Consider the following 22,430-nt stretch of genomic DNA (forward strand, 5'->3'; position numbering starts at 1 on the left):
TTGTGTACAATTCTATCAACTTCTTGGGCTTGTTCATCAGGTTAATAGTATACGAGACAAGGAGGAATGGAAAATGAAAGGCAAAGCTTGGCTTCGGCGATGGCTGGTTCTCGTCATCGCGCTCATTATGGGCGTTACTTCCGTACCGGGAATGTATGCGCACGCGGGAGAGCAGACCGATAATTCGGTCAGGATGGCGGAATCCAACCGGATTCGGCTGCCGTCCGCCATTGTAGATGGAGAAGTCTACAGTGAGTTCGGGCAGGAAGGGACAGGGACTTATATTGTGAAGCTGCGGGAGCAGAGTGACGTGGAGGCCGCTGCGAAGCTGGCCCGATCGTATTCCGCCTTGGGCGGGGAGACGTCCGCGAAGCGCAAGCTGACCGTGCGAAGCTTTGTCTTGAACGATTTGAAGGAGACGGCCAATCGGACTCAGACCGGGATCACCGATGAGCTGGAAATGGGCCTGAGCAATGGCTCGGTGCAGGATTACCGCTCCTACTATATCGTGAACGCCATTGCGGTGACAAGCACGCGGGAGGTGATGGAACGGCTGGCAGCCCATCCTGACGTAGAGCGCATTACCCCGAATCGCAAATACTTGCTGGAGGTGCTTGACGAAGGGCAAGCTACAACCGATTCTGAGGCGCCGCAGGCAAATGGCACGGGGGAATCGGTCCAGGATTTGACGGGAAGAGATGCGGCAGGAGTCGAGTTGCCTTGGAATTTGAGCAACTTGAATGTAGGTCAAGCGTGGGAGAAGGGCTTTGACGGCATGGGCATCGTTGTCGCCAACATGGATTCGGGAGTCGATCTCAATCATCCGGCGTTGAAGCGGAAGTGGAGAGGCTACAATGCCCAAGGACAGGTTGACCGGCCTGAGTTGAGCTGGTATGATGCGACGCCTGAAAAGAAGAAGCTGCCATTTGACGGCAACGCCCACGGAACGCATGTGATGGGCACGATGGTCGGTTCGGAGCCCGATGGCCGCAACCCGATCGGGGTCGCGCCGCAGGCGAAATGGATCGCCGCGCGCATCTTCAACTCGGCTGGCGAGGCGACGGATGCGGGTATATTGGCGGCAGGCGAATGGATATTGGCGCCGTCTGACGAATCGGGGCGCTCCTATCCCGAGCTGGCTCCGGATATTGTCAACAATTCCTGGGGGAGCGTGCAGGCCGGGAAGAATGAGTTTTTTCAGGATATTGTCCGTTCATGGCGCTCTGCCGGCATCGTGCCTGTCTTCTCGGCAGGCAATACGAGACCGCCTTATAATTACGGAGGGCCGGGATCTATCACCCCGCCGGGGAACTATCCGGAATCCTTCGCGGTCGGAGCGGTCAACAGCAGCAATGGGCTGGCTGACTTCTCGCTTCAGGGCCCGACTCCTTACGGCCAGATGAAGCCGGAAGTATCGGCGCCTGGCGTTAGTATCCGTTCCTCGGTCCCGGGCGGCTCTTACGCCCTCATGAACGGGACATCGATGGCTGCCCCGCATGTGGCCGGAGTTGCCGCGCTGGTGCTGCAGGCCAATCATTCGCTGACGGTGGATCAGGTGGAGAAGATTTTGAAGGACACGGCAATCGCATTGACGGACAGTAAGTTCCCGCAGAGTCCGAACAATGGCTATGGATCAGGCATCGTGAACGCCTTGAATGCCGTTTCCACCCAAGAAGAGGGTCTGGGCGAGCTTGAAGGGACGGTAACGGTGGATGGAGAGGATGCCGAAGAACCGGTCATCGAACATCATCCCCTGACGCTCGTGTACAATGCGCTGGATCAGGAAATATCTGCCCGAATTACGGACGACACAAGCGTCACCCGGGCGGAACTGGAAGTGAAGACAAAGGGGGAACAGGCTGGAACTGCAATACCGATGGTCCGGATGTCGGGAGATTACCGGGACGGAATGTATGAAGGCATCATCCCGTCATCGCTGCTGGACACGGCTGGAATCGAATACCGGATTCGGGCAGAGGATTTCGGAGGTAACGAGGCGGTATCCCCCTGGTGGCCCGTAGAAGTGTCGGAGGGAGTCAAGCTCGGATACGCACAGGACTTCGAGACGGACATCGAAGGCTACGGCTTCGGCGGGGAACCGGGCATCTGGGAATGGGGCGTGCCGACGAGCGGGCCGGGACAGGCGAGCTCGGGAAGCAAAGTGATGGCGACCCGGCTTGACGGCAATTACCCCACCGGGGCGGAAGAGTCCTACTTCGTCATGCCGCTTATCGATCTCCGGGACAGCGAGCATACGATTCTGAACTTCAAGCATTGGCATAAGCTCGGAAGCTGGTACTCTATTCTGCTGGATAAGGCGGAGGTTTTTATCGGGCGGGAGTCGAAGCAATTCGAATTCGAGCTGGTGAAGCAATTTGACGGGAAAAGCGGCGATTGGAAAACGGAATACATCGATTTGTCTCCGTACAAAGGAGATCGGATTTTGGTTCTTTTTAATCTCCGCGGCGCCTACGGAAGCGATGAAGGATGGTATGTCGACGATATCGAGCTTATCGGACCGACCGATTTCCAGCCTGACGCTCCCAAGGTGAAGGCGCGGAGTAACGCACCGGGCAAGGTCATCCTCGAATGGGAGCAGGAGCCGCAAGGCGATGTGAAGGAGTACGTCATCTACCGTTCGCCGGAGCCGGGCGGATCCTACGAGGAGATTGGCGTGAGCACAGGACGCAACTATGCCGACCATCCCTTGCCGCAGGAGGGGACATACTTTTATATCGCCAAGGCAAGGACATACAGCCATGTGCTCAGCGAAGCTTCGAACGAAGTGGGCTGGACCTTTACCGGCGGGGAGCTTATTTACGGGGAAAATTTCGAAGGCGGGGACAAGGGGTGGACGCGTGAAGGCGACCCGAACGAGTGGGAGCAAGGGATACCCGATCCGAAGTATGGACCGCCGCAAGCCGTATCCGGCAAGAACGTCATCGGCACGAACTTTACCGGATATGTCTCCGAAAATACGAATCAAAGCATTATTTCCCCGGAAATTGATTTGACGGGAATAAAGCATGCGTCCCTCTACTTTCAGCAGTGGTATGATCTGGAGGACGGGGATAAAGGCTACGTCGAGATTAGCGAGGATGGCGGCGCTGCGTGGCAAAGTCTGGCGGCCTATCCGAAGCCAACCTATAACACGAACCATCCCAAAAGGTTTTGGTATATGGATGAGATCGACATCGGCAAATACGCCGGCAAGAAGGTACACATCCGCTTCCGGCTAAAGACCGGAGAAGCCTCTCTGGCCAAGGGCTGGTATTTGGATGATATTCAGGTGCGGGATACGCCGCCTGTCAAAACATTCATTCCAGCCGGGGCCGGGATCAAGCCTGCTGATGAAGCAGGGATGGGAGCGGCGGACCGGGAAGAACGAATGACTGCGCGGGAAGATGCGGCGGAGAAAGCGCCAGCGGCCCCGAGCTTGTCCGCGTGGAGAAGCATGAAGCAGGAGAAGGCTTCCTTTATGGCGGCAGACGGGGAGGAGAAACCTTCTTCCGGCCTTCCGGCCGCGGCGACGGTTACGATCGTCGATACGGATCGTTCGACGAAGACGGATTCAGGCACGGGCCGCTATCGGCTGAAGCACCCGCCAGGGACGTTCAAGATGCGGGTAGAAGCGTATGGTTATCATACGGTCGAACGGACGGTGACGATAATCGATCAGGAGCGGACCGAGGCGAATATTCATTTGCAACCGCTCTCAAGCGCCACGATAAGCGGCGTCATTACCGACAAGACAACAGGACAGCCGATTGCCGGGGCGGTGGTACGGGTTCGGGAAGATGCGCATGTGCCATCCGCCGTTACGGATGAACAGGGGAACTACACGCTGGAGGTCTATGCAGGAGATTACACGCTGCTCGTCTCTGCGCGCGGGTATTTGCCTTATGAGCAGCAGATCCGTGCAGAAGGGACTGTCACGAACCCGATTGCACTGCAATCTTTCCGCGGGACGGAGGACGAACTGGCTTACGATCGGGGGAAGGGGGATAATGCGGTAGCTTTTTATGATTCAGGCAATGGTTATGCGGTGCGCATGACAACCGACGGCCCGGCCCAGGTGACCGGGGCGCGCATGTTCTTCTGGGATGAGGATTGGCCGATTCCGGGCGGAACGGCCCTCCGATATGCACTGTATGACGCATCGGGACCCGGCGGGCAACCGGGCGAGTTACTATCCGGCCCGCACGCGGGAACGGCCCGCTTGGACGGGGAATGGACCGAGCTTTCTTTTCCGAACGGTCCGTTCGTGGACGGTGATTTCTATGTAGCGTATATTCAGGACGGATCTTATCCTGATGTGCCGGGACTAGCCGTCGATGAAGAGGGCGTCAATCATGGGCGCTCCTGGAGGCTGGAAGACGGAACCTGGACACGGGCGGCGGACGAGCAAGGAAACTACATGATCCGCGCGCGCATTACGAGCCCTGATCCTAACCGGCCGGTGACGAAGATTACGGTTGAACCACGTGACATCAGCTTGCGAGAAGGGCAACAGCTTCAATTGCATGTCAAGGCGGAGGATGAGGCCGGGAACGAGAGCGACGTTACCGCTCTGTCCGCCTACGTGGCAGATGCTGAACAGGTTATTGAGGTGAATGCGCAAGGCTTGATCACGGCGCGCTCGGCGGGCGAGGCGACGGTGACGGTAACGCATGAAGGTCTGACAGATACTGTTCAGGTCACCGTGACCCCGGCTCCGGACATCCCGGAGGGTGAGATTCGTTCGATTGCCGCCCATCCGCCGGAGCTATCACTGAAGGAAGGACAAACTTCGCAATTGACGGTCACGGCCGTGGTCTATTCAGAGGGCCAGGAACAGACGCTCCCGCTGGTGAAGGGTCTGGTGTTCCGTTCGCAGGATGCCGGCATTGCCGCGGTCGATGACGCGGGGCGGGTCACTGGTATTCAAGCGGGCGAGACGGAGGTAACCGTAAGCTATGGCGAGCTGGAGGATGTTGTACCGGTCACGGTAAGGAAGTCCGGTGTGCCTCCGACGGAGGAAGTTCGCTCGATCCATGTCGAACCTGAGGAGTTGACATTGAAGGCGGGGGAAGCGTCCCGGTTGACCGTCACGGCGGCCGTCTATGCCGCGGGCGAAGTGAAGCGCGTCCCGATTACGGAAGGATTGACCTTCACTTCCTCCAACCCTCAAGTCGCCCGGGCGGAAGCGGACGGCCGAATTGCCGCCCTGAGAGAAGGGGAGGCCCGCATCGATATTGCCTATGGGGCGCTGAAGACAGAGGCGATCGTGAAGGTGAAGGGAGCGGACATCGTGACGCCGCCAACGACTCGCCCGGATCCGCCATCATCTGCTTCGGGGTCGAGCTCCTCTTCAAGCTCAAGCTCGAGCCCGGCTTCGCCAAGCGGGACCCCGATTCGGGCGGATGGCCGCTTGATCGGGACGCTGTACGTGACCGATGGCGAGGGCGGCAAGCAGGCGCGCGTGCGGATTGCTTCCGACTGGTTCGATAAGGAGCTGGACAAGGCGGAAGCCGGCGCCGCGGTTGCGCTCGATCTGTCCTCGTTGTCATGGAAGGAGTACAGAGCAGTTGTGTTGGAGATAGGAGCCTCTTCGGCCGAACGGCTGGTCAAGTCCGAAAAGGCGCTGCGTCTGAAGGGCTTCCGCTTCGCATTGACCGTACCAGCAGAAGCGATCTGGGATTTCATTGACCGGGATGGATTGAAGCTGACGCTCTCCGTCCAGGCAAGCTCCAGCTTGGGCGGCGCCCGCCAGGCTCTGGTATCGGGGGATACCGCGGCACTCGTGTCGGACATCATTGGTATTAAGACCCCGGTGCGCACCCAACAGGCACAGGAGCCAAAACCGACAGCTGCGAATCAACAGGGAGCGGGGGGAGAGACGGACGAGCCGGGCATCGGCTCGAAGAGCGCCGCTTGGAACCAGCTCCTGCTGTTGGAGCTAGAACTGGACGAACAGCTGGTCCGGCGGCCGCAAGCTGCCGGCATCTACGGACGCCATAAAGCGGAACCGTGGGTCTATGCCGGGCTGCCGGAGCGGGTAGCCAACGGGGAGGGCAAAAACGGCACGCATGTCCTGACTGTCCCGGTACGGCAGCCGGGCGAATATGCGGGACTGGAATACACGAAAACATTTACAGATATCGCGCAGCATTGGGGCCGCGCCAAGATTGAAGCGCTGGCTTCCCACCATATCGTCTCAGGACGGAATGATCATCAGTTTGCGCCGAATGATCCGGTGACGCAGGCTGAATTCATGACCTTGCTGGACCGCATCGCGGGCAAGGAACCGGATTGGAAGCGGCGTTCCAGCGAGCCGGGGGCTCATGAGCCGCTGCGGCGCGAGGATATGATCGTCCTGCTCGTGACGGCGCTCAATCCGGAGCTGCCGCAAGGTCCGGCCGAGGAGCTGGACGAGTCGGGGCTGGAGCAGGTGTCGCCGGAAGCGCGCGCAGCCGTAGCGTATGCCTATCAGGCCGGATTGGTCAAAGGCATGGGCACGGGCGGGTTCGCAGGGGATGCTCTGACGACCCGGGCGCAGGTGGCGGTCCTATTGTACCGCGTATTGCAGCAAATAGGACAAATGTAGTCATCAGATAACAGAGCCGTCCTGCAAGGGAGCAGAAGCCTTGCGGGACGGTTTTTTGCGATGAAAAGTGAAGGCAAGGGGATGGCTGCGATAAGAAAGAATGCGGGGAGCCGTAGTGTGGGAGTCTGTGGAAGGCAGCGGGCAGAGTAATGAAAAAAGGTGAAAGTGAAAGCGATATCATTGAAATCGAGTGAAATATTCCTTGTTTTGACTTCATATGTTGGTTAAGGATGTTCGATCCGACTTACAGAGAACAGGAGTGGTGGTATGCACGCAATCGACACATTGGCTCGCCTCGTCAGTGAGGTGAAGGAGGAGCCGGCCTGGGAGCTGCGGCTGACGCCGGAGACGAATCTGATTGACGATGTCGGGCTCGATTCGCTTCAGCTCATTCAGTTCATGCTGAAGGTGGAGGAGCAGTTGAAGGTGCGGATCGATTTCGAACGGTTCGAGTATGAGCATTTGCAGAGCGTGCGGGCGTTCCTGGGCTTCCTCGGGAAGCTGGATACCGGGGCGGAGCGGCATGCGTAATTCGGCGCCGGAGGCAGTGCGGCCGCTGCTGAGGCCGGTCTATGACGAGCCTCGGATCGTACTCGGAACATTCGATGCCGAAGCGTATTGGCGTCCCGCTCATCTGGCGAAGCTGCCTGCGATTCGGGCGGCTCAGGGGCGAGCGGTCGCCGGATGTATGGACGAGCTGCTGTTCCCATTCTGCGGCGAGGACGGTGTGCTGATTACCCGGCAGCCGATGAATGCCGCCCACGCGGCTTATTTGCGGGAGATTGGCTTCCGCTTCGGGACGGTATCGGCAGGCTGGGGCGGAGTGATCGGAACTGGCGGAACCAGCGGAACTAGCGAAGATGACAGAACGAGCGAAAATGATGGAACTGGGGAACATAGCGGAACTAGTGCACGCGGCGGCACTGACGGATCAGGGGCCGGCGATGTCTTCCAGGCCATCGCAAGCCAGCCGGATCAGGCGCAATGGCGCCGCCGCCTGCAGGAATTGCCCTGGGCCGTCTATGCAGTCACCCCGTCTGCCGCCGTGCTGGCCCAGCGCTATGGTATCGGGACTCGGATTCCAGCGGCACACATCGCGTCGCGGGTCAATTCCAAGGTGTATTCGCACCGGCTGGCGGCCCGCTTGGGCTGGAATCCGCCAGGGCATGTGGCCGAGGATGCCGACGAAGCGATGCGCATCGGGACGGAGCAGCTGCGGGAGGCCGGGAAGCTCGTGCTGAAGGATCCGTACGGCGTTTCGGGCAGCGGCAATTTTGCTGTCGATTCTGCGCCGCTTCTGGAACGGCTGATCGGCTATATCCGGGACCAGCAGCGGGCGGGCAAGCCGGTGCAGCTTCTGCTGGAGCCGTGGCTGGAGAAAGAGATTGATTTCTCCTGCCACCTGCAGATTAGGCCGGACGGAGCCGTCTCGCTGCTTGGCGTTCAGCAGATGATGAACCGTGGGCATAATTACGGCGGATCGCACGCGGGCGAGCCCGAATTGGCCGAGCGGCTGAACGCTTCCGGGTACTTCGCAGCGATGGAGCAATTGGCGGCATGTCTGCATGAGGAGGGCTACTTCGGCCCGGTATGCGTCGACTCGATGCTGCTCGCCGACGGCCGCGTCCATCCCGTCGTCGAGATCAACGCGCGGCATTCGCTGGGGCTGCTCAATTACAGCCTCGACACACATTGGGAGCGATGCGGACAGCGAAGCTTCCTGTCCTGCCTCCAGCTTGGGCTGCCGGACGCGTGGAAGGCCTCGCCCGGGATGAGCGGAGAAATGGAGCGGGCCGAACGGGAGGAGGGCGCTTGGAGCGAGCAGGCGGAACGGTTCGCCGAACTGCTGGCCCGGCTTGATCGGAGCGGGCTGCTGTTCACGCCGGAACGGCGGGAAGGCGTCGTTCCGCTGTCCGCCAATACGCTGTTCGCGCCGGACAGCGGGCGGGCGTCCGGACGCTGGTATGTGTCGCTGGCCGCCGGCAGCCGGGAAGCGAGCGAGCGGATAAGCCGCCGGCTCCGCGAGGCGTTGGCGGCGTACGGCTTCCGCATCTATTGAGAACGGAGGAATGAGAACGGCCGAAGTTGACTGAACCGTCATGTGAGGCTCAAGTATGAATGGAAAAAAGAAGGTGTCATCTATGGAATCCGCTTCATCTGTTACTATCCTGACCTCGGGCAATTCACTCGGCGCTTATGTACCCGGCATCCGCCTGCTGGAGCGGCTCCGGAAGCGCGGAGTTCCGGCGGAATTTGAGGTGCTGGAACGCCTGTTCCCGGAAGAGACGCGGCAGCAGCTTGTCCGGACGAAGCAGGCGTTCCACGCCAGCTTCGCCACGGCTTTGATGGGCACGCGACTGGCGCGCGGCATCGGCCCGTCGCTCGCGGACGGGGCGGTGGATGCCCTGCTCGATCGCTGGCAATTCGAAGGACGCCGCATCTTCCTGGCCGTGACGGGCTTCTGGGTGCCTATTCTGGAGCAATATGAACGGCGCGTTCATCCTGAGCCGATCCGGGCGGAATTTCTCCGGCTCGATGCGATCGACACGCCATCCTACCGCGTCTATCGGGAGACCTATCCCCGCTTCCGTCATCACTGGCTGTTCCGGCTGAAGGGAGAGCAGCTGCTGCTTCATTATCGGCTCGCAATGTCCGATGAGCCGATCCTGCCTTATTCCGACCGGGATGAACGGATCGTGGTCCATGGCGGCGGCTGGGGCATCGGCAGCTACCGCGGCGTGATCCCGGCCCTTCAGGAGCGGTACGCGCTCGATCTCGTCGCCTATGATCCCGACGAGCTAAGGGCGGCGCGGCCTGGCGATCGCGTCTATCTCACCGACCCGGAGTGGCATCCGTGGTCGGAGGAGCCGGCGCGGCCCGGGCAGCCGCCTTATCCGCCGATGGCGGAGTGGGAGGCGGGGGATGAGCCGCTCTATGAGCGGGGCCAGGACGGCCCGCGCTTATACGGCGCCATCCGCCGCGGCCTGGCCATCGTGAGCAAGCCCGGGGGCGGCACGCTCGTCGATTCACTGTCCGCGGCGACGCCGCTCGTCTATCTGGAGCCGTTCGGCGATCATGAGCGGGCCAATGCGCTGCTGTGGGAAGGGCTCGGCTTCGGCATTGCCTACGACCGATGGGCGGCGTCCGGGTTTGCGCGCAGCGCGCTGGAGCCGCTTCATCACAATCTGCTGCGACATGCGCTTTCACTATCCGATTACGGAGGGATGTATCCATGACACAACCGAAGACAAGCGCCACCCTGACCCCGGCGGAATTCCTTTCCATGAAGCAGACGCTGCACAACCGGAGCGCGGCCAGCCGCGGACGGAAGCTTGACCGCTCCTTCGCCTTCGATCTGCCGCGCGATATCGGGATCAAGCTGAACAACGGCTGCAATCTGCGCTGCAAGCACTGCTTCGAATGGAATCCCGACGGCTACCATCATGAGTTCGAGCGCCAGGAGGCTAGGCGCGAGATCGATTTTGCCCTGATCGAGCGAATTTTCGAGGAGACGAGGCCCTGCCGGTCCCGCATGTATTTATGGGGCGGCGAGCCCTTGATGTATTCCAAGTTCGACGAGCTGTGCGAACTGCTCGCCTCCGATCCGCGCATCTCGACCATTTGCACGAATGCGGTGCTCGTCGAGCCCAAGCTGGAGTCGCTGCTGAAGCTGCCGGAAGGGGTGACGCTTCTCGCCAGCCTGGAAGGCTTCGAGGCGGAGAACGACGCGATCCGCGGACGCGGCATCTTCCGCAAGGTCATGTCTGCGATCGAGCTGCTGTTGGAGCGGAAGCGCGAAGGCGAATTCCGCGGAGATGTGTCGGTCAGCCTGACCATCAATGACGCCATGGTCACCCGGCTGTACGATTTCATGGAATTTTTCGAGAAGGCCGGCGTCAATTCCGTCTACTTCGTCTTCCCTTGGTATATTCCGGAGGAAGTCGCGGAGCGGATGGACTCGTACTTCGCCGAGCATTTCGGCTGGCTTGAGGCGGCACGGCAGGACCCGGAGCCAACCCGCAAGAGCTGGCACTCCTTCACCTACCATCTGTCGCCGGACAACATCGAGCCGCTGCTCGCGGAAATGGAGAAGCTGCGTTCCCGCGTTTGGAAGAACCGCATCCGCTTCCAGCCGGCGCTGGAGCCGGACGAGGTGCGGAGCTTCGTGCTGGGAACGGACCGGCCGGGCATGGGGCGAACCGAGTGCCTGGCCTTGTCGAACCGCATGGACGTACTGCCGAACGGGAAGGTGAATCCATGCAAGTTTTTCCCGGAATTCACGATCGCCGATCTGCAGGAAGGCACCCTGAAGGATGTCTTTCACGGCGACGGCTACCAGAACCATCGCGATGCGCTCGCTTGCGGCTTGACGCCGGTCTGCTCGAAATGCGTGCTGCTGTACAACAACGGCGCCTAATCACTGGCCCCGGCCGGGAACAGGGAGGGGCTAGACAAGGGAGGAGAGAGCTGCCATGAGCGCCATCACGGTGCGGGGATTGAGCAAGACCTTCGCTTACTACCGCAAGCAGAGCGGGCTTCGGCATTCGCTGCGCCATCTGTTCCGCCGTGAGCAGCTGTACCGCCATGCCGTCGACGGCATCAGCTTCGACATTGCCCAGGGCGAAGCCGTCGGCTTCATAGGCCCGAACGGAGCGGGCAAGACGACGACGCTCAAGATGCTGTCCGGCATTCTGCATCCGTCGGCGGGAGAGGCGAGGGTGCTGGGCTATGTGCCTTGGGAGCGACAGCGGGAGTTCAAGCGCCGCTTCGCCATCGTCATGGGCCAGAAAAGCCAGCTCTGGTGGGATCTGCCCGCGAATGAATCCATTTATTTGAACAAATGCATTTATGGGCTCGGCGATCGCGACTACCGGATGACGCTGGATGAACTGGCCGCCATGCTTGACGTGAGGCATCTGCTCGGCGTGCAGGTGCGCCGCCTGTCGCTGGGCGAGCGGATGAAGATGGAGATCATCGCCGCGCTCATTCACCGGCCGCAGCTATTGTTCCTCGATGAGCCGACGCTGGGGCTGGACTTCGCCGCCCAGCAGAATGTGCGGGAATTCCTGCGGGCTTATAAGGAAGAGAAGCAGGCGACGATTCTGCTGACGAGCCACTATATGCGCGATATCGAGCAGGTATGCGGGCGGGCGCTCGTCATTCACGGCGGGAAGATCGCCTATGACGGGGAGCTTGCGCGAATAAGCGCATCCTTCAGCCGCCGCAAGCGGATGAAGGTGCGGTTCGCTGCGGACATTCCGCCGGCCGAGCTGCGGGCGCTCGTGCAGATGCTGGCGGAGGTCCGGGCCCATCACGGCTTGATGGCCGAGTTGGAGGTGGCAGCGGATGAAGTGAAGCCGCTGGCACGTCTGCTGCTTGACCATGATCTGGTCGAGGACTGGACGGTGGAGGAGGTCCCGGTCGAGGAAGCGGTCGAGCGGCTGTATACAGCCAAGTCGGAAGGTGAAGGAGAGCGAGCGGATGGATACGAGGCGCCCCGGCATGCGACGGAAGGATAGCGGCGAACAGCGGTGGCGGGAGGGCAGCGGCACGAATGACCAACCGGATGATCAGCCAGATGATCAACCGAATGTCCGAATGGGTGAGGAGGCGGGTGACCAGCCGCTGGAGAAGCCGGGGAGCAAGCAGGGCAGCGGCGGCCTGCCGGGCAACCTGCTGCATGGCAGGGCCGGATTCGATAACGGCGGCCTGCCTGCGCGCGGAACCGGGACGGCGGACGGCAAGCAGCCCGCAGCCGGGGCGGGCAGCTCCTGGGCCGGCCGCTTCCGGCTCGCTGCCGGCAAGTATGGCGCCGCGTTCAAGATCGGGCTGCAGGCCTCAATGGAATACAGGCTTCAATTCCTGATCGGGCTTGTCAGCTTGATCTTTCCTATCGGCATCCAGTCCCTAATTTGGACGGCCGTCTACCGCTCGTCCGCCGACGGGGTGTTGTACGGGTACGATTACAGCCAGATGATTCTGTACACGCTGCTGTCGGGTATCGTGACGAAGCTCGTCATGACCCAACTGGAGCACACGATTGCGGAAGATATTAAGAGCGGCGGACTGAACGCGTATCTGGTCCGCCCCATCAGCTATTTTGGTTATCGGCTCTCTGCCTATGCCGGGAGCAGGGTCATCTCGGACACTGTGCTGCTCGGCCTCGTGGCCGCCGTGCTGCTCATCGCCGTCCGCTACGGACATGCTCCGCTGCCGCCTGTCCGCCTCGCCCTGTTCGCCGCAGCCCTCCTGCTGGCCGCGGCCGTGCAATTCCTGCTGTCCTACGCGATCTGCGCCTTGGCTTTCCGGCTGGCGGAGATTTCGTATTTTTTCGTCATCACCGGGCTTATCGTGCAGATCGTCAGCGGCGGCATCGTGCCGCTCGAGGTGTTCGGCGAGACGGTGAACGGATGGTTCAGCCTGCTGCCGTTCAAATATACGATTTATTTTCCGGTCAATGTGCTGACCGGCCGAATTCCCGCAAGCGAGTCGCTCGGCGGCATTGCCATCCAATGCGGCTGGATCGTAATTCTGGCCGGGACCGCGCACATCGCATGGCGGGTTGGCCTGAAGCGGTATGTCGGGTTAGGAGGATGAGGCGGCGATGGGGGGAGAGAGACGAGCGCGCTTCCGGGACGCATGGCGCACGGGAGTGGAGTATATGCGCCTGTATGGCGTTTTTATCCGCAACTGCCTGGCAGCCAGCATGGAGTACCGCTTTAATTTCTGGATGGGCATTGCGGTCGAAATTGCTTTTTTATGCGCGAAGGCGCTGTACATTTTGATTGTATACCAGACGAATCTGCATATTGGGAAGCTGACGCCGGATCATATCCTGCTGTTCATCGGCACCTACACGATGATGACGGGATTTTATATGGGCTTGTTCTATGTCAATTTCATCCGGCTGCAGCAATATGTGCGCGACGGGACGCTCGATCTGATGCTGACGAAGCCGATTTCCCTGCAATTTCTCGTCTCGCTTCGCTATGTCGACATCGGCTTGCCGGTGCCGAACGTGCTGGCCGGAGCCGCTATGATCGCCGTCGGCTGGTCCCGCGCCGGGCTGCCGCTGAATGCGGCGAATCTCGTTGGCTTCGCCGGGCTGCTGCTGGCGGCGCTGGCTGTCACCTACGGCCTGATGCTGCTGCCGGCCTTGCTGGCCTTCCGCTTCGTGCAGACCGGGGCGGTGACGGAGATCGCGCATTCGATCTGGGATGCGAACAATATGCCGCTCGATATTTTCCCGCCGTGGCTGCAGCGCATTGGGATTTACGCAATCCCGGTGTTCCTCATCAGCAACTATGCGCCCAAGTTCGTCATGAACGAACTGAGCGCCGGGGATATCGCTTGGGCGGCTGCGGCGCCGCTTCTGCTTCTGTTGCTGGCAAGATGGTGCTGGAAGCGGGCGGTAAGCGGGTACAGCAGCGCGGGCAGCTAGTGAGGGGCCGGCGGTACGGCATGATTCATCATCATGACAAGATGAAGGAAGGAGAGCGTTGCTATGATGGACGTACGAGAGAGACAACGGTTCGAGACTGGCTTCTTCAATTGCCGGGCCATTCAGTTGTCTCTGGCGCTGCAAGAGTGGGGAATGCCGGTCGAGGCGCTCTATTATAACGCGTGGGAGAGCACGAAGGAGATTTACGAGCATTTATATGTGAAAAAATCGAAGCCATGGTTTTACCGTTCCCCTTGTCTGGAGCCGTCCGAGCTGGAGCTGATCGGTATTCCTTATGAACAGGTCCCTTATGCGGATGATGAGGAGATTGCCCCGCTGCTGCAGCGCATCGATTACGGCGCTTGCGCGGCGTTTCTCTGGATCTCCTGCGGGGAAGCGCCTTATGTGAAGCCGGGAACGTTCGGCGACCCGGAAGCGGCGCATTCGGTATGGGTCTGCGGGTGGTCGCCAGAGCCTGGCGGTTCGGGCCGCTATGCGATCCGCGATACGTATCCCGGCTATGAAGGGGATATATCGGAAGAGGACCTTCGGCGGATGTGCAAGGTTCCGGCGTTGAACACAGAGGACAGGGCCGTTTTTCTAATGCGCAAGCCGGAAGCGAAGGCGAGTCCGGACTGGAGCCGGATTCGCAAGAGGTATGAGGAGCGCATGGCGCGCCAGCAGGGGGATACTGCATACTATGAGATTGTCCGCGCCTATGCGTCCGGCGGCGGGACGGGGCCGTTCACAAATCTGGCCGAGCTGTATGACTGCCATGCGCATGCTTTCAAATTCATTGCAGGCTCCCGCTATGCCTTCTCCTGCTTCGTGGAAGCGGCGGAGGGGGACCGAAGCCTGGTGCAGTTGCTGCGCGGCATAGCGCGCAAGGCGGATATGCTGAAAAATTTCTTCCTCATGGCCATCCACGGCGGAAGCGATCATGCGGCAATCATCGCGCAGTTGTGCAGTGAGATTCAGGAGCTGGAGGAACTGGCTTGGGGCTATATCGTATCGCCAAGCGGCGTGGCTCCCGGCATCGCGCCGCAAGTAACGAATTTCCTCGCGTGAGGCCGATCGCAGTATGGAGCTTTTGCGACATTCATGCTCGGCTTGTGATGAACGGCGAGGCCTCTGATCCAACCCTATCCTATATTTCAGATCCAGCCAAGCTTCGGCACACTTCATACGTTTAATGGGCCTTTCAGACTGGAATTGATATTGCGAGAAAGCAGTCCCTGGACATATGGGGCAGAACCGAGACAAGCGAGGTAGAAAGTGCCGGATGGAGAAAGGAAAGTCCTATATTCCGAAATGCGGAAGAAAAGGAGAAGAAGTTCGAGAAGCCTATGTATACAAATGAGGAAGCCATTGCAACGATGAACCCGTTAATGAAGAAGATATTTCGGCGTTGATCTGACAGGCTATCATGTCAAAGTGAACAAGGATTGGTATACATTCTCTAAGAAAGGGGCGATCCTCTCGGCGCAAATTAATGGTGCGGGAAATGTTTATCAAGTTAGCCGGTCTAGTCTACGAAAATAAAGAAGACCATCTAATCTGTGAATAGACAATTGGAGGTACGCTATCATGAAACCGTTCAGAGTATTTCTTTATTCCATTGTTTGACCGTTACGGCGAAAGTCAATGAAAAAGGAAAGATTTACGGGGTGGACCAAGCCGGCCCAAGGAAATAAAGATAGGGCGGCATGAAAAGAACATCGAGGCAACCCGATGGATATCCATCAGAGAGCGCACCGCTCTCTGATTTTTTTGCATTACGGCTCCGGGAAGCGGCGGGGGCAGACCATTAACGCCTCTTATTTTCTTTGGCAGCTTGGGCATCTATCGTTTCAAGAAAGTCCTTTGCGGTCCGAACGACATATTTGACCTCGTCAATCGATCTTTCCATCAGCGCAATTTTATGGAGATCAAGCAGCATTTGCTTCTCTTCGATGCCAGCCTTGCCGTGGAGCTTCTGAAAATGAAACAATTCGGCCGGTCCAATATCCAGTGCATGCATAAGCGATTCCAATGTTTTCAAGGTTACGTTGACTTTTCCGGATTCGATATCCGAAATTCGTGACTTGCTCATTCCTTCTTTACCTGTTCTTTCCGCAACCTGCTCCTGACTTAATCCCTTTGCGGATCGAATCATTCTTAGCTGTTCGCCAACAAGTTTTAGTAAATCTGACATGATAGTCACCTCAGTTAGAGGTTAGTAAAACATTGAAGAAAAAGAGATATCACTATAACATAACAAAGACAAAAATGTTATACTATAATAGAACGTTTCATAGAGATTCCAATTCAAGCAATTCAAGCAGATCAAGGAGGCAAAGCTGATAGTTCAGAAATCGATGTGGAGGAAGTAATATGTCCGATTGGGTAAAAGAAACCTTGCATCAACGCCTGGAATATCTAAGAGAACAAGTGGAACTGCAGCCGGAGATCGCAATATTGCAGAATAAACGGAAAGCATTGGAACGCGCATTGCAGCGCGAATTCGAACGACAAGAAAGCGGCTTGCACATGGAATGGCTGGATGCGCACGAGGAACTCGCCTTAGTTAAGATGGGCTGGTTCTACGCCAAGGGGGTTCAGGACGGATTGAAAATGCTCATTTTTTTGCAAAACTCGGAAGAAGAGCTGGAGAAAAGCATGACGACAACCATGAAATCCTAATTTGCAGCGGAAAAGGGCAATCCCTCTCCCGGCTTTTGATCAAGAGGGGAACAAGGAAGCCAAAAGGCCGAGTCAGGGTTCATGTACCCGGAACTCGGCCTTTTGCCTTGTGCATTCCAACTTACAGTCTGAAGAGTTTGCCTTCTTCATAGGCTTCCCAAGCTTACATTCTCTGCTCTGCCGATGCGGAACTCCGCTTCGCGTTGCGCTGTGACCAGGATGCGAGCCCCATCGTGGAGAGGAGCAGGATACCGGTCACCCAGAAGACGGCATGAATGGAGAACACGCCGCTGATCGCGCCGCCGACCAACGGGCCGAGCATGCCGCCAAGCTGATTCGCCGTCTGATTCAGGCTGAACGCGCGGCCCCGGAACTCGCTGTCCGTCGAGCGGACGACGAGGCCGTTCAAGGCCGGGAACACGGCGCAGAAGAAGATGCCGTAGGCGAACCGGATGAACGAGAACCACCAGATGTTGTGGAACGGAATCTGGGCGAGCGTTCCGATGCCGCCGGCGAGCAGGCCGATCATCAGGACGCGCTGGAACCCGACCCGATCGGCCATCTTGCCCCAGCGCGGCGCGAAGATGATGCTCGCTACCCCGACGAGGGAGAAGACGAAGCCTGCCGCGAGCGAGGCGTTCTTGTCGGAGATGCCGAGCTCGACAATGTACAGCGGCAGCACCGGCTCGATCGTCATGACGGAGAACTGGGTGCAGAGCGACAGAACGAGCACGATCAGGAGCGGCTTATTGTGGGCTGCCAGGCTGAACGTGTGCACGATCGAGACCCGGTCCTTGCTTGGCACGAACGATTCTTCCTTAACCCAGAAAATAATGAGCAGTGTCGCCAGGAAGCAGAGCACTCCCGCGCTGCCGAACGCAATCCGGTTGTCGAATATTCTCGCCAGCACGCCGCCCAGCATCGGCCCCATGATGCTGCCCGTCGCCGTCGCCGTGGACATCATGGACAGCGCATACCCGACCTTGCGCTCCGGCGTATTGGTGCCGACCAGAGCGATCGAGCCCGGAATGAATCCCGACAGCAGCCCCTGCAGCAGCCGCAGAATAAGCAGCTGAACGGGACTGGTGACGAAGGCCGTCAGCAGATAGATGACGCAGAGAGCCAGCCCGGCCCGGATAATCATCGGCTTCCGTCCGTATTTGTCCCCGACGGCTCCCCAGAACGGAGAAGAGATCGCTCCGGCGAGGAAGGCGCTGCTGAACAGAATTCCGGACCACAGCTCCAGATGATCCTTGACGCCGATCTGAATCAGGAAGAGCGGCAGAAAAGGAACGACCATGGAGAAGCTGGAAGAGACGATGAATGCCCCGAACCACAGTATCCACAGATTTTTCTTCCATGTTTCCATTAGATCTTCACTCCCGATATCCCTTTTTCAACGTACGTTTCGATTGGAGTGTCATTCTAACGGCACTCGATATGTCAGACCGAACACATTATCCGCTTCCTATTATACAGCAAGCAGTCAATCTTTTTTTGCTCCGGCACGGCCGGAGAACAGGAGCTTGCCTTCGTCGAGTGCGGTTGCCGCAAGGGAAATCGGCGGGGGAAAATATTTTTTATTTTGGGGGATTACGCTAATTATGAACCTAGTTGATTCACGGCCGAGGCCCCTTCTAAATAAGCGTCAGACGCCGCGCAGAAGCTCTCCGGGTCGGGGTGTCCGTTGATCACGAGAATATTCGGTTTCATAGTCGTTCCTCCTCTTAGGTTGTCTCTTCTTCTACTCACTGACCTTAACACCGCCGTTCGCGATATAATATAGGGGTGCATGTCTATAATCAGCATAGAACGAATGCTCATCTTGAGCATGATATTTTTCGTTCTCGCTATTCTTGCTTTTTAACTATGTTATAATGAAAGTTAAAATGTGGGAGAGGGGTTATCCTATGCCAGTTGAGACGTTTAGAGCAACCGCACATTTACAAAATGGGCTTGTCGTAAAGGCGAGAGCGAGAAACTTCGAGATTACGATCGATGAACCGAAATCGCTGGGCGGCACCGACACGGCTATGAATCCGGTGGAGGTCGTGCTCTGCGCTCTGGGGGCCTGCCAGTCCATCGTCGCCAGAGCCTATGCGCGCAAGTTCAAGATCGATCTTGAGGAGTTCTGGGTGGAATTAGAAGGGGATCTGGATACGGACGGCTTTATGAACAAGTCGGATGTGCGCCGCGGATACTCGGAAATCCGTTATAATATTCATATCAAAAGCAACGCCTCCTACGAGCAGGCGAAGGAATTCGTCGAGTTCATTGAACGCACTTGCCCGGTCGGCGACACGATCAATAACCCGGTGCGTCTCGTCTTGAATGACATTGTGTTAGAATAGAACAGTCCGGCCTCCTGCGATTGGGCAACCTTTTGCAGGAGGCTCATTTTATTTGCATCATTCACACAGCCCGTGTTGCGCATTTTGACTTTTCCAAAATAGAAGCGCTGTCCGACGATAGAATGCAGGTATATACATAGAACAGGCCAGTGGAAGTATTTCCGGACTTTTACCGTGCACTTTAATCGTTGTGGCTGCTCCCCGCCTCGCTGTCCTCTGCTGCGATGCCGTAGCGGGCGAGCGCCTTCGCCGCGCTTTCGCGCATGCGCCGCTGCAGCTTATCTCCATCCACGATGCGGACGCGCATGCCGAGGAAGCGGATTTTGGACAGCACATACTCGCATTCATCGCCCAGGAAGGTGAGCCGAATCCGGTAGGTGTCCTCCTCGTCCGCATACTCCACTTCCTTCTCGAAGCAGGAGAAGGCATACATGATCCGGGACAGCTCCCGGTTGTACATCCGGACGACCTCGATCACGGCATGCTCCTTGCGGGTGTCCAGGACGGCCGCGATTCGGCTCAGCCATATCTCGGCCATGCCGGCCGGCACCGGTTCCATGTCCGCCTCCGCGATGTTCCGCAGCCGCGTGGACATGAGCATGCGCCGCCGCGGATTGTACCAGAGCAAGTACCATTCGCGCTTCACCATGGAGTATTCCAGCTTGTAAGGGAAGCCGGACTGCGCAGGCTGCATGCCTCCATGCTTGAGCTGGTAAGAGACGCGGATGCCCTGTTGGGCCGCGATAATGCGGCGCAGAGGGCGAAGGAGCGGATGGTACGCATGGCGCTCGATGCTGGCGGCCTTCTCCGCAACATGCTCGGCCAGCTCGAAGTCGGCCTCGTCCCGCAGCGCCGCCGCCAGCTTCGCCAGCGTCTCCGGCGAGAATGCTTCTGCCGAGGCAGGATGATTCAGCATCGCTTTCAGCCACGAGCGCTCCTGCGAGGTGATGGCGAACGCGCCCGCTTCCCCCAGCTTGGACATAATCTGATAATTAAAAATTTTCTCGAACAGGTTCATCGCCATAGTACGCTTGAATCTCCTTCCACTCGGCAATCAGCTCCTGCCGGAGCTTGCGCGGCTCCAGCACCTCGCAGCTTGACCCGAAGCTGCGCAGCCAAGGCTTGATCTCCGTAATGCCGTTGACCGTAATCTCATAGAGGAACCAATCCTCGTTCTCCTCGATGATGCGTCCCCATTGTCCCTGCATCAGCACGCGCTCTTTGACGAAGTTTTTGCGCGCTCCTTCCGGGTTGAAGAACCGGGCCCGCACCGTGACCGGCTCCCCGGTATCAATAAGCCAACTGAAGCGCATCTGCTCCTCCAGCTCCCGCAGCCTTCGGCCGAACCGCTCTTCCGGCACGGCTTCTCCTTCCCGAATCTGCGTCAAGCCTTCCATCCGGTATTTCATCAGGCCGAGCCGGGAAGTGTGGCCGAGCAGATACCAGCGGCCGTATTGATGGTCGTAGACGATCTTGAGCGGGAGCACGGTTTCCTGCTTGCCCTCGGCCTCGCGCATGAAGAGCGGATTCGTATTTTGCGAGGCATAGGCTGTTCCCTTCTTCGGCGAGAAATAGAGAAAGGACAGCATCCGCCGCTCCCGAATCGCCTGCAGCGCCGTATAGAGATGCGCCTCATCCAGAATGCGCGAGAAAAAATGATATTTATATAGAAACGGTTCTGCCGCAACCCCGGCCATCTTCCTCCGCTTCATCGCTTGCTTGAGATTATCCCGCAAAAGATAGCCCTGCACGGAAGGAACCTGCGTATTCGCCATTACATTGACGTAATCGTATAGATCAATCAATTCCTCGTCTCTTAAGTCGTGGGTCAGATCATGATTCATCGAATACCGGTAAGGCCGGCCGCCCTTTTCCTTGCGAATGACGCCGATTTCCTCCAAATATTTCAGATCGGAGCGGACCGTCTTCTCGTCAGGCAGCGGATTCGGCTCCGGGATGCGGGAACTGCACTCGTCCATCAGCTCCATTGCCGTCAACGGCTGCTCCTGCAGGACGGTCAAAATGATCGCCAGGCGAAGACTTTCGGATTCTTTGACCGATTTGGCACGGAACAAGAACAGGAGCATCGGATCCGCCGAATCATAGTAGCTGAAGCGCAGCATCTCTGCGAACTGCTGCCCCTGATCCACAGGAAGCTGCTCGGTGACCGTATGTACAATCTCCTTCAAGCGGCGGATCGTCTTGTCGAAGGTGTGGACCGAGATGCCGAGCCGCTGCGCGAACTGGTCCCGGCTATATGCGCCGCTCGTCAGGACGAGCATGCGAAGGAACTGAATTTCTTTATCGAAGCTTTCTTTTGCCATCGTCTGAGAAGCCTCCTTATGAGCCCGGCTGGGCTTATCTTTCATTGTAGCAGGGGAGGCCTAAGGGGAGAACGGAAAACTTTTGATCTCCTCGTAATACTTTCGCCATGTTCCCGCTTCCGAAAATAAGCGAAGATAGGGGTGTGAAGCCGACATATTACCCATTTTGAGAAAAGAGGAGGGACTTCCATGTCCACACTATCCACGATTCATCAGAGAATAAAACAGGAGCTGTGGCAGATCGAGCGCCAGGAGAACGTGCACATCATCTATGCCTGCGAATCGGGCAGCCGGGCATGGGGGTTCCCGTCGCAGGACAGTGATTATGATGTCCGCTTCATCTATGTGCGGCCCGTGGACTGGTACTTGTCCATCCGGGACCGCAGAGACGTCATCGAGCGCCCGATAAGCGATCAGCTCGACATTAACGGATGGGATCTGCGCAAGGCGCTGCAGTTGTTCCGCAAGTCGAACCCGCCGCTGCTCGAATGGCTGCAGTCGCCGATTGTGTACGAGGAGTCATCCTCCGTGACGGAGCGCATTCGCAGCCTGTCTTCGCATACCTTTTCACCGAAATCATGCATGTATCACTATCTTCATATGGCCAAAGGCAATTACCGCGAATATTTGCAGGGCAGCCAGGTCAAAATCAAAAAATATTTTTATGTGCTGCGCCCGTTACTTGCATGCGGCTGGATCGAGAAGCATAATGCCATGCCACCGATGGAGTTTGACGCTTTGGTTCGGGAGAGCGTTCCCGAAGGCAGCGAGCTGCGCCGTAATATTGAACGGCTGCTGGAGCGGAAGCGCTCGGGGGAGGAATTGGATGTGGAATGCCGAATTCCTTCTATAAATGCGTATCTCGAAGAGCGCATCGAGCACTACACGCGTACGGCGGTTCATCTGCGATCGCCGGCTGGACAGCAACGTCAGGATCAAGAGCTCGATAAGATGTTCCGTTCCGCCTTGCAAGAAGTATGGGCATAGCTGCACAGTGGAGCCATCAGCAAAGCATCTTGTGAACGGAGCGGGCGGAAGGGAAGAAC

Annotated in this window: 16 protein-coding genes; 12 read left to right on the plus strand and 4 right to left on the minus strand. The window is 58.2% G+C overall.

The features are described 5' to 3' along the window. Positions 1 to 73: 73 nt before the first annotated feature. From FLT43_RS22190 to FLT43_RS22230, 9 genes are all read left to right on the plus strand, one after another. Positions 74 to 6,586: a S8 family serine peptidase gene (locus FLT43_RS22190; RefSeq protein ID WP_087440615.1), complete on the plus strand. Its 6,513-nt coding sequence runs from the start codon at positions 74 to 76 to the stop codon at positions 6,584 to 6,586. Positions 6,587 to 6,853: 267 nt separating this feature from the next. Beyond that, positions 6,854 to 7,117 carry an acyl carrier protein gene (locus FLT43_RS22195; protein ID WP_087440616.1) on the plus strand — a complete coding sequence of 88 codons (264 nt, stop codon included), beginning with the start codon at positions 6,854 to 6,856 and terminating at the stop codon, positions 7,115 to 7,117. Beyond that, complete coding sequence (locus tag FLT43_RS22200) at positions 7,110 to 8,645, plus strand: peptide ligase PGM1-related protein (RefSeq protein ID WP_087440617.1); 1,536 nt, start codon at positions 7,110 to 7,112, stop codon at positions 8,643 to 8,645. The genes FLT43_RS22195 and FLT43_RS22200 overlap by 8 nt, the downstream gene beginning before the upstream one ends. Before the next feature lie 82 nt (positions 8,646 to 8,727). After that, entirely contained in the window at positions 8,728 to 9,822 is a 1,095-nt protein-coding gene (locus FLT43_RS22205; protein WP_087440618.1) for a hypothetical protein, read from the plus strand. Next, a complete protein-coding gene (locus FLT43_RS22210; RefSeq protein ID WP_087440619.1) occupies positions 9,819 to 11,003 on the plus strand; it encodes a radical SAM protein in 1,185 nt (394 codons plus the stop codon). The genes FLT43_RS22205 and FLT43_RS22210 overlap by 4 nt, the downstream gene beginning before the upstream one ends. A gap of 55 nt (positions 11,004 to 11,058) precedes the next feature. Beyond that, positions 11,059 to 12,105 (plus strand): ABC transporter ATP-binding protein, encoded by a 1,047-nt coding sequence (locus tag FLT43_RS22215; RefSeq protein WP_087440620.1) that lies wholly within the window; start codon positions 11,059 to 11,061, stop codon positions 12,103 to 12,105. After that, complete coding sequence (locus tag FLT43_RS22220) at positions 12,068 to 13,183, plus strand: ABC transporter permease (RefSeq protein WP_087440621.1); 1,116 nt, start codon at positions 12,068 to 12,070, stop codon at positions 13,181 to 13,183. Before FLT43_RS22215 ends, FLT43_RS22220 begins: the two co-directional genes overlap by 38 nt. A 7-nt stretch (positions 13,184 to 13,190) precedes the next feature. Beyond that, positions 13,191 to 14,027, plus strand: a complete 837-nt coding sequence (locus FLT43_RS22225; RefSeq protein WP_087440622.1) for an ABC transporter permease — start codon at positions 13,191 to 13,193, stop codon at positions 14,025 to 14,027. Between the two features lie 63 nt (positions 14,028 to 14,090). Continuing rightward, a complete protein-coding gene (locus FLT43_RS22230) occupies positions 14,091 to 15,095 on the plus strand; it encodes a hypothetical protein (RefSeq protein ID WP_087440623.1) in 1,005 nt (334 codons plus the stop codon). A 739-nt stretch (positions 15,096 to 15,834) separates the two neighbouring features. On the opposite strand, the gene FLT43_RS22235 is transcribed toward FLT43_RS22230, so the two are convergent. Further along, positions 15,835 to 16,221, minus strand: a complete 387-nt coding sequence (locus tag FLT43_RS22235; RefSeq protein ID WP_087440624.1) for a helix-turn-helix domain-containing protein — start codon at positions 16,219 to 16,221, stop codon at positions 15,835 to 15,837. A 179-nt stretch (positions 16,222 to 16,400) separates the two neighbouring features. On the opposite strand from FLT43_RS22235, the gene FLT43_RS22240 reads away from it, so the two are divergent. Beyond that, positions 16,401 to 16,709 (plus strand): hypothetical protein, encoded by a 309-nt coding sequence (locus FLT43_RS22240; protein ID WP_087440625.1) that lies wholly within the window; start codon positions 16,401 to 16,403, stop codon positions 16,707 to 16,709. Positions 16,710 to 16,872: 163 nt separating this feature from the next. On the opposite strand, the gene FLT43_RS22245 is transcribed toward FLT43_RS22240, so the two are convergent. Further along, positions 16,873 to 18,078 (minus strand): MFS transporter, encoded by a 1,206-nt coding sequence (locus tag FLT43_RS22245; RefSeq protein WP_087440626.1) that lies wholly within the window; start codon positions 18,076 to 18,078, stop codon positions 16,873 to 16,875. Between the two features lie 541 nt (positions 18,079 to 18,619). Between FLT43_RS22245 and FLT43_RS22255 the strand changes: the two genes are divergently transcribed. Then, the gene (locus FLT43_RS22255; RefSeq protein ID WP_087440627.1) at positions 18,620 to 19,060 is read left to right on the plus strand and encodes an OsmC family protein; all 441 of its coding nucleotides are present in this window, start codon (positions 18,620 to 18,622) and stop codon (positions 19,058 to 19,060) included. A 181-nt stretch (positions 19,061 to 19,241) separates the two neighbouring features. On the opposite strand, the gene FLT43_RS22260 is transcribed toward FLT43_RS22255, so the two are convergent. Then, entirely contained in the window at positions 19,242 to 20,084 is an 843-nt protein-coding gene (locus FLT43_RS22260; protein ID WP_087440628.1) for a WYL domain-containing protein, read from the minus strand. Then, complete coding sequence (locus tag FLT43_RS22265; protein WP_087440629.1) at positions 20,053 to 21,384, minus strand: helix-turn-helix transcriptional regulator; 1,332 nt, start codon at positions 21,382 to 21,384, stop codon at positions 20,053 to 20,055. The genes FLT43_RS22260 and FLT43_RS22265 overlap by 32 nt, the downstream gene beginning before the upstream one ends. Positions 21,385 to 21,573: 189 nt before the next feature. On the opposite strand from FLT43_RS22265, the gene FLT43_RS22270 reads away from it, so the two are divergent. Next, entirely contained in the window at positions 21,574 to 22,371 is a 798-nt protein-coding gene (locus tag FLT43_RS22270; protein WP_087440630.1) for a nucleotidyltransferase domain-containing protein, read from the plus strand. Positions 22,372 to 22,430: the final 59 nt, after the last annotated feature.

The organism is Paenibacillus thiaminolyticus (assembly GCF_007066085.1).
In the GTDB taxonomy this organism is placed as follows: domain Bacteria; phylum Bacillota; class Bacilli; order Paenibacillales; family Paenibacillaceae; genus Paenibacillus_B; species Paenibacillus_B thiaminolyticus.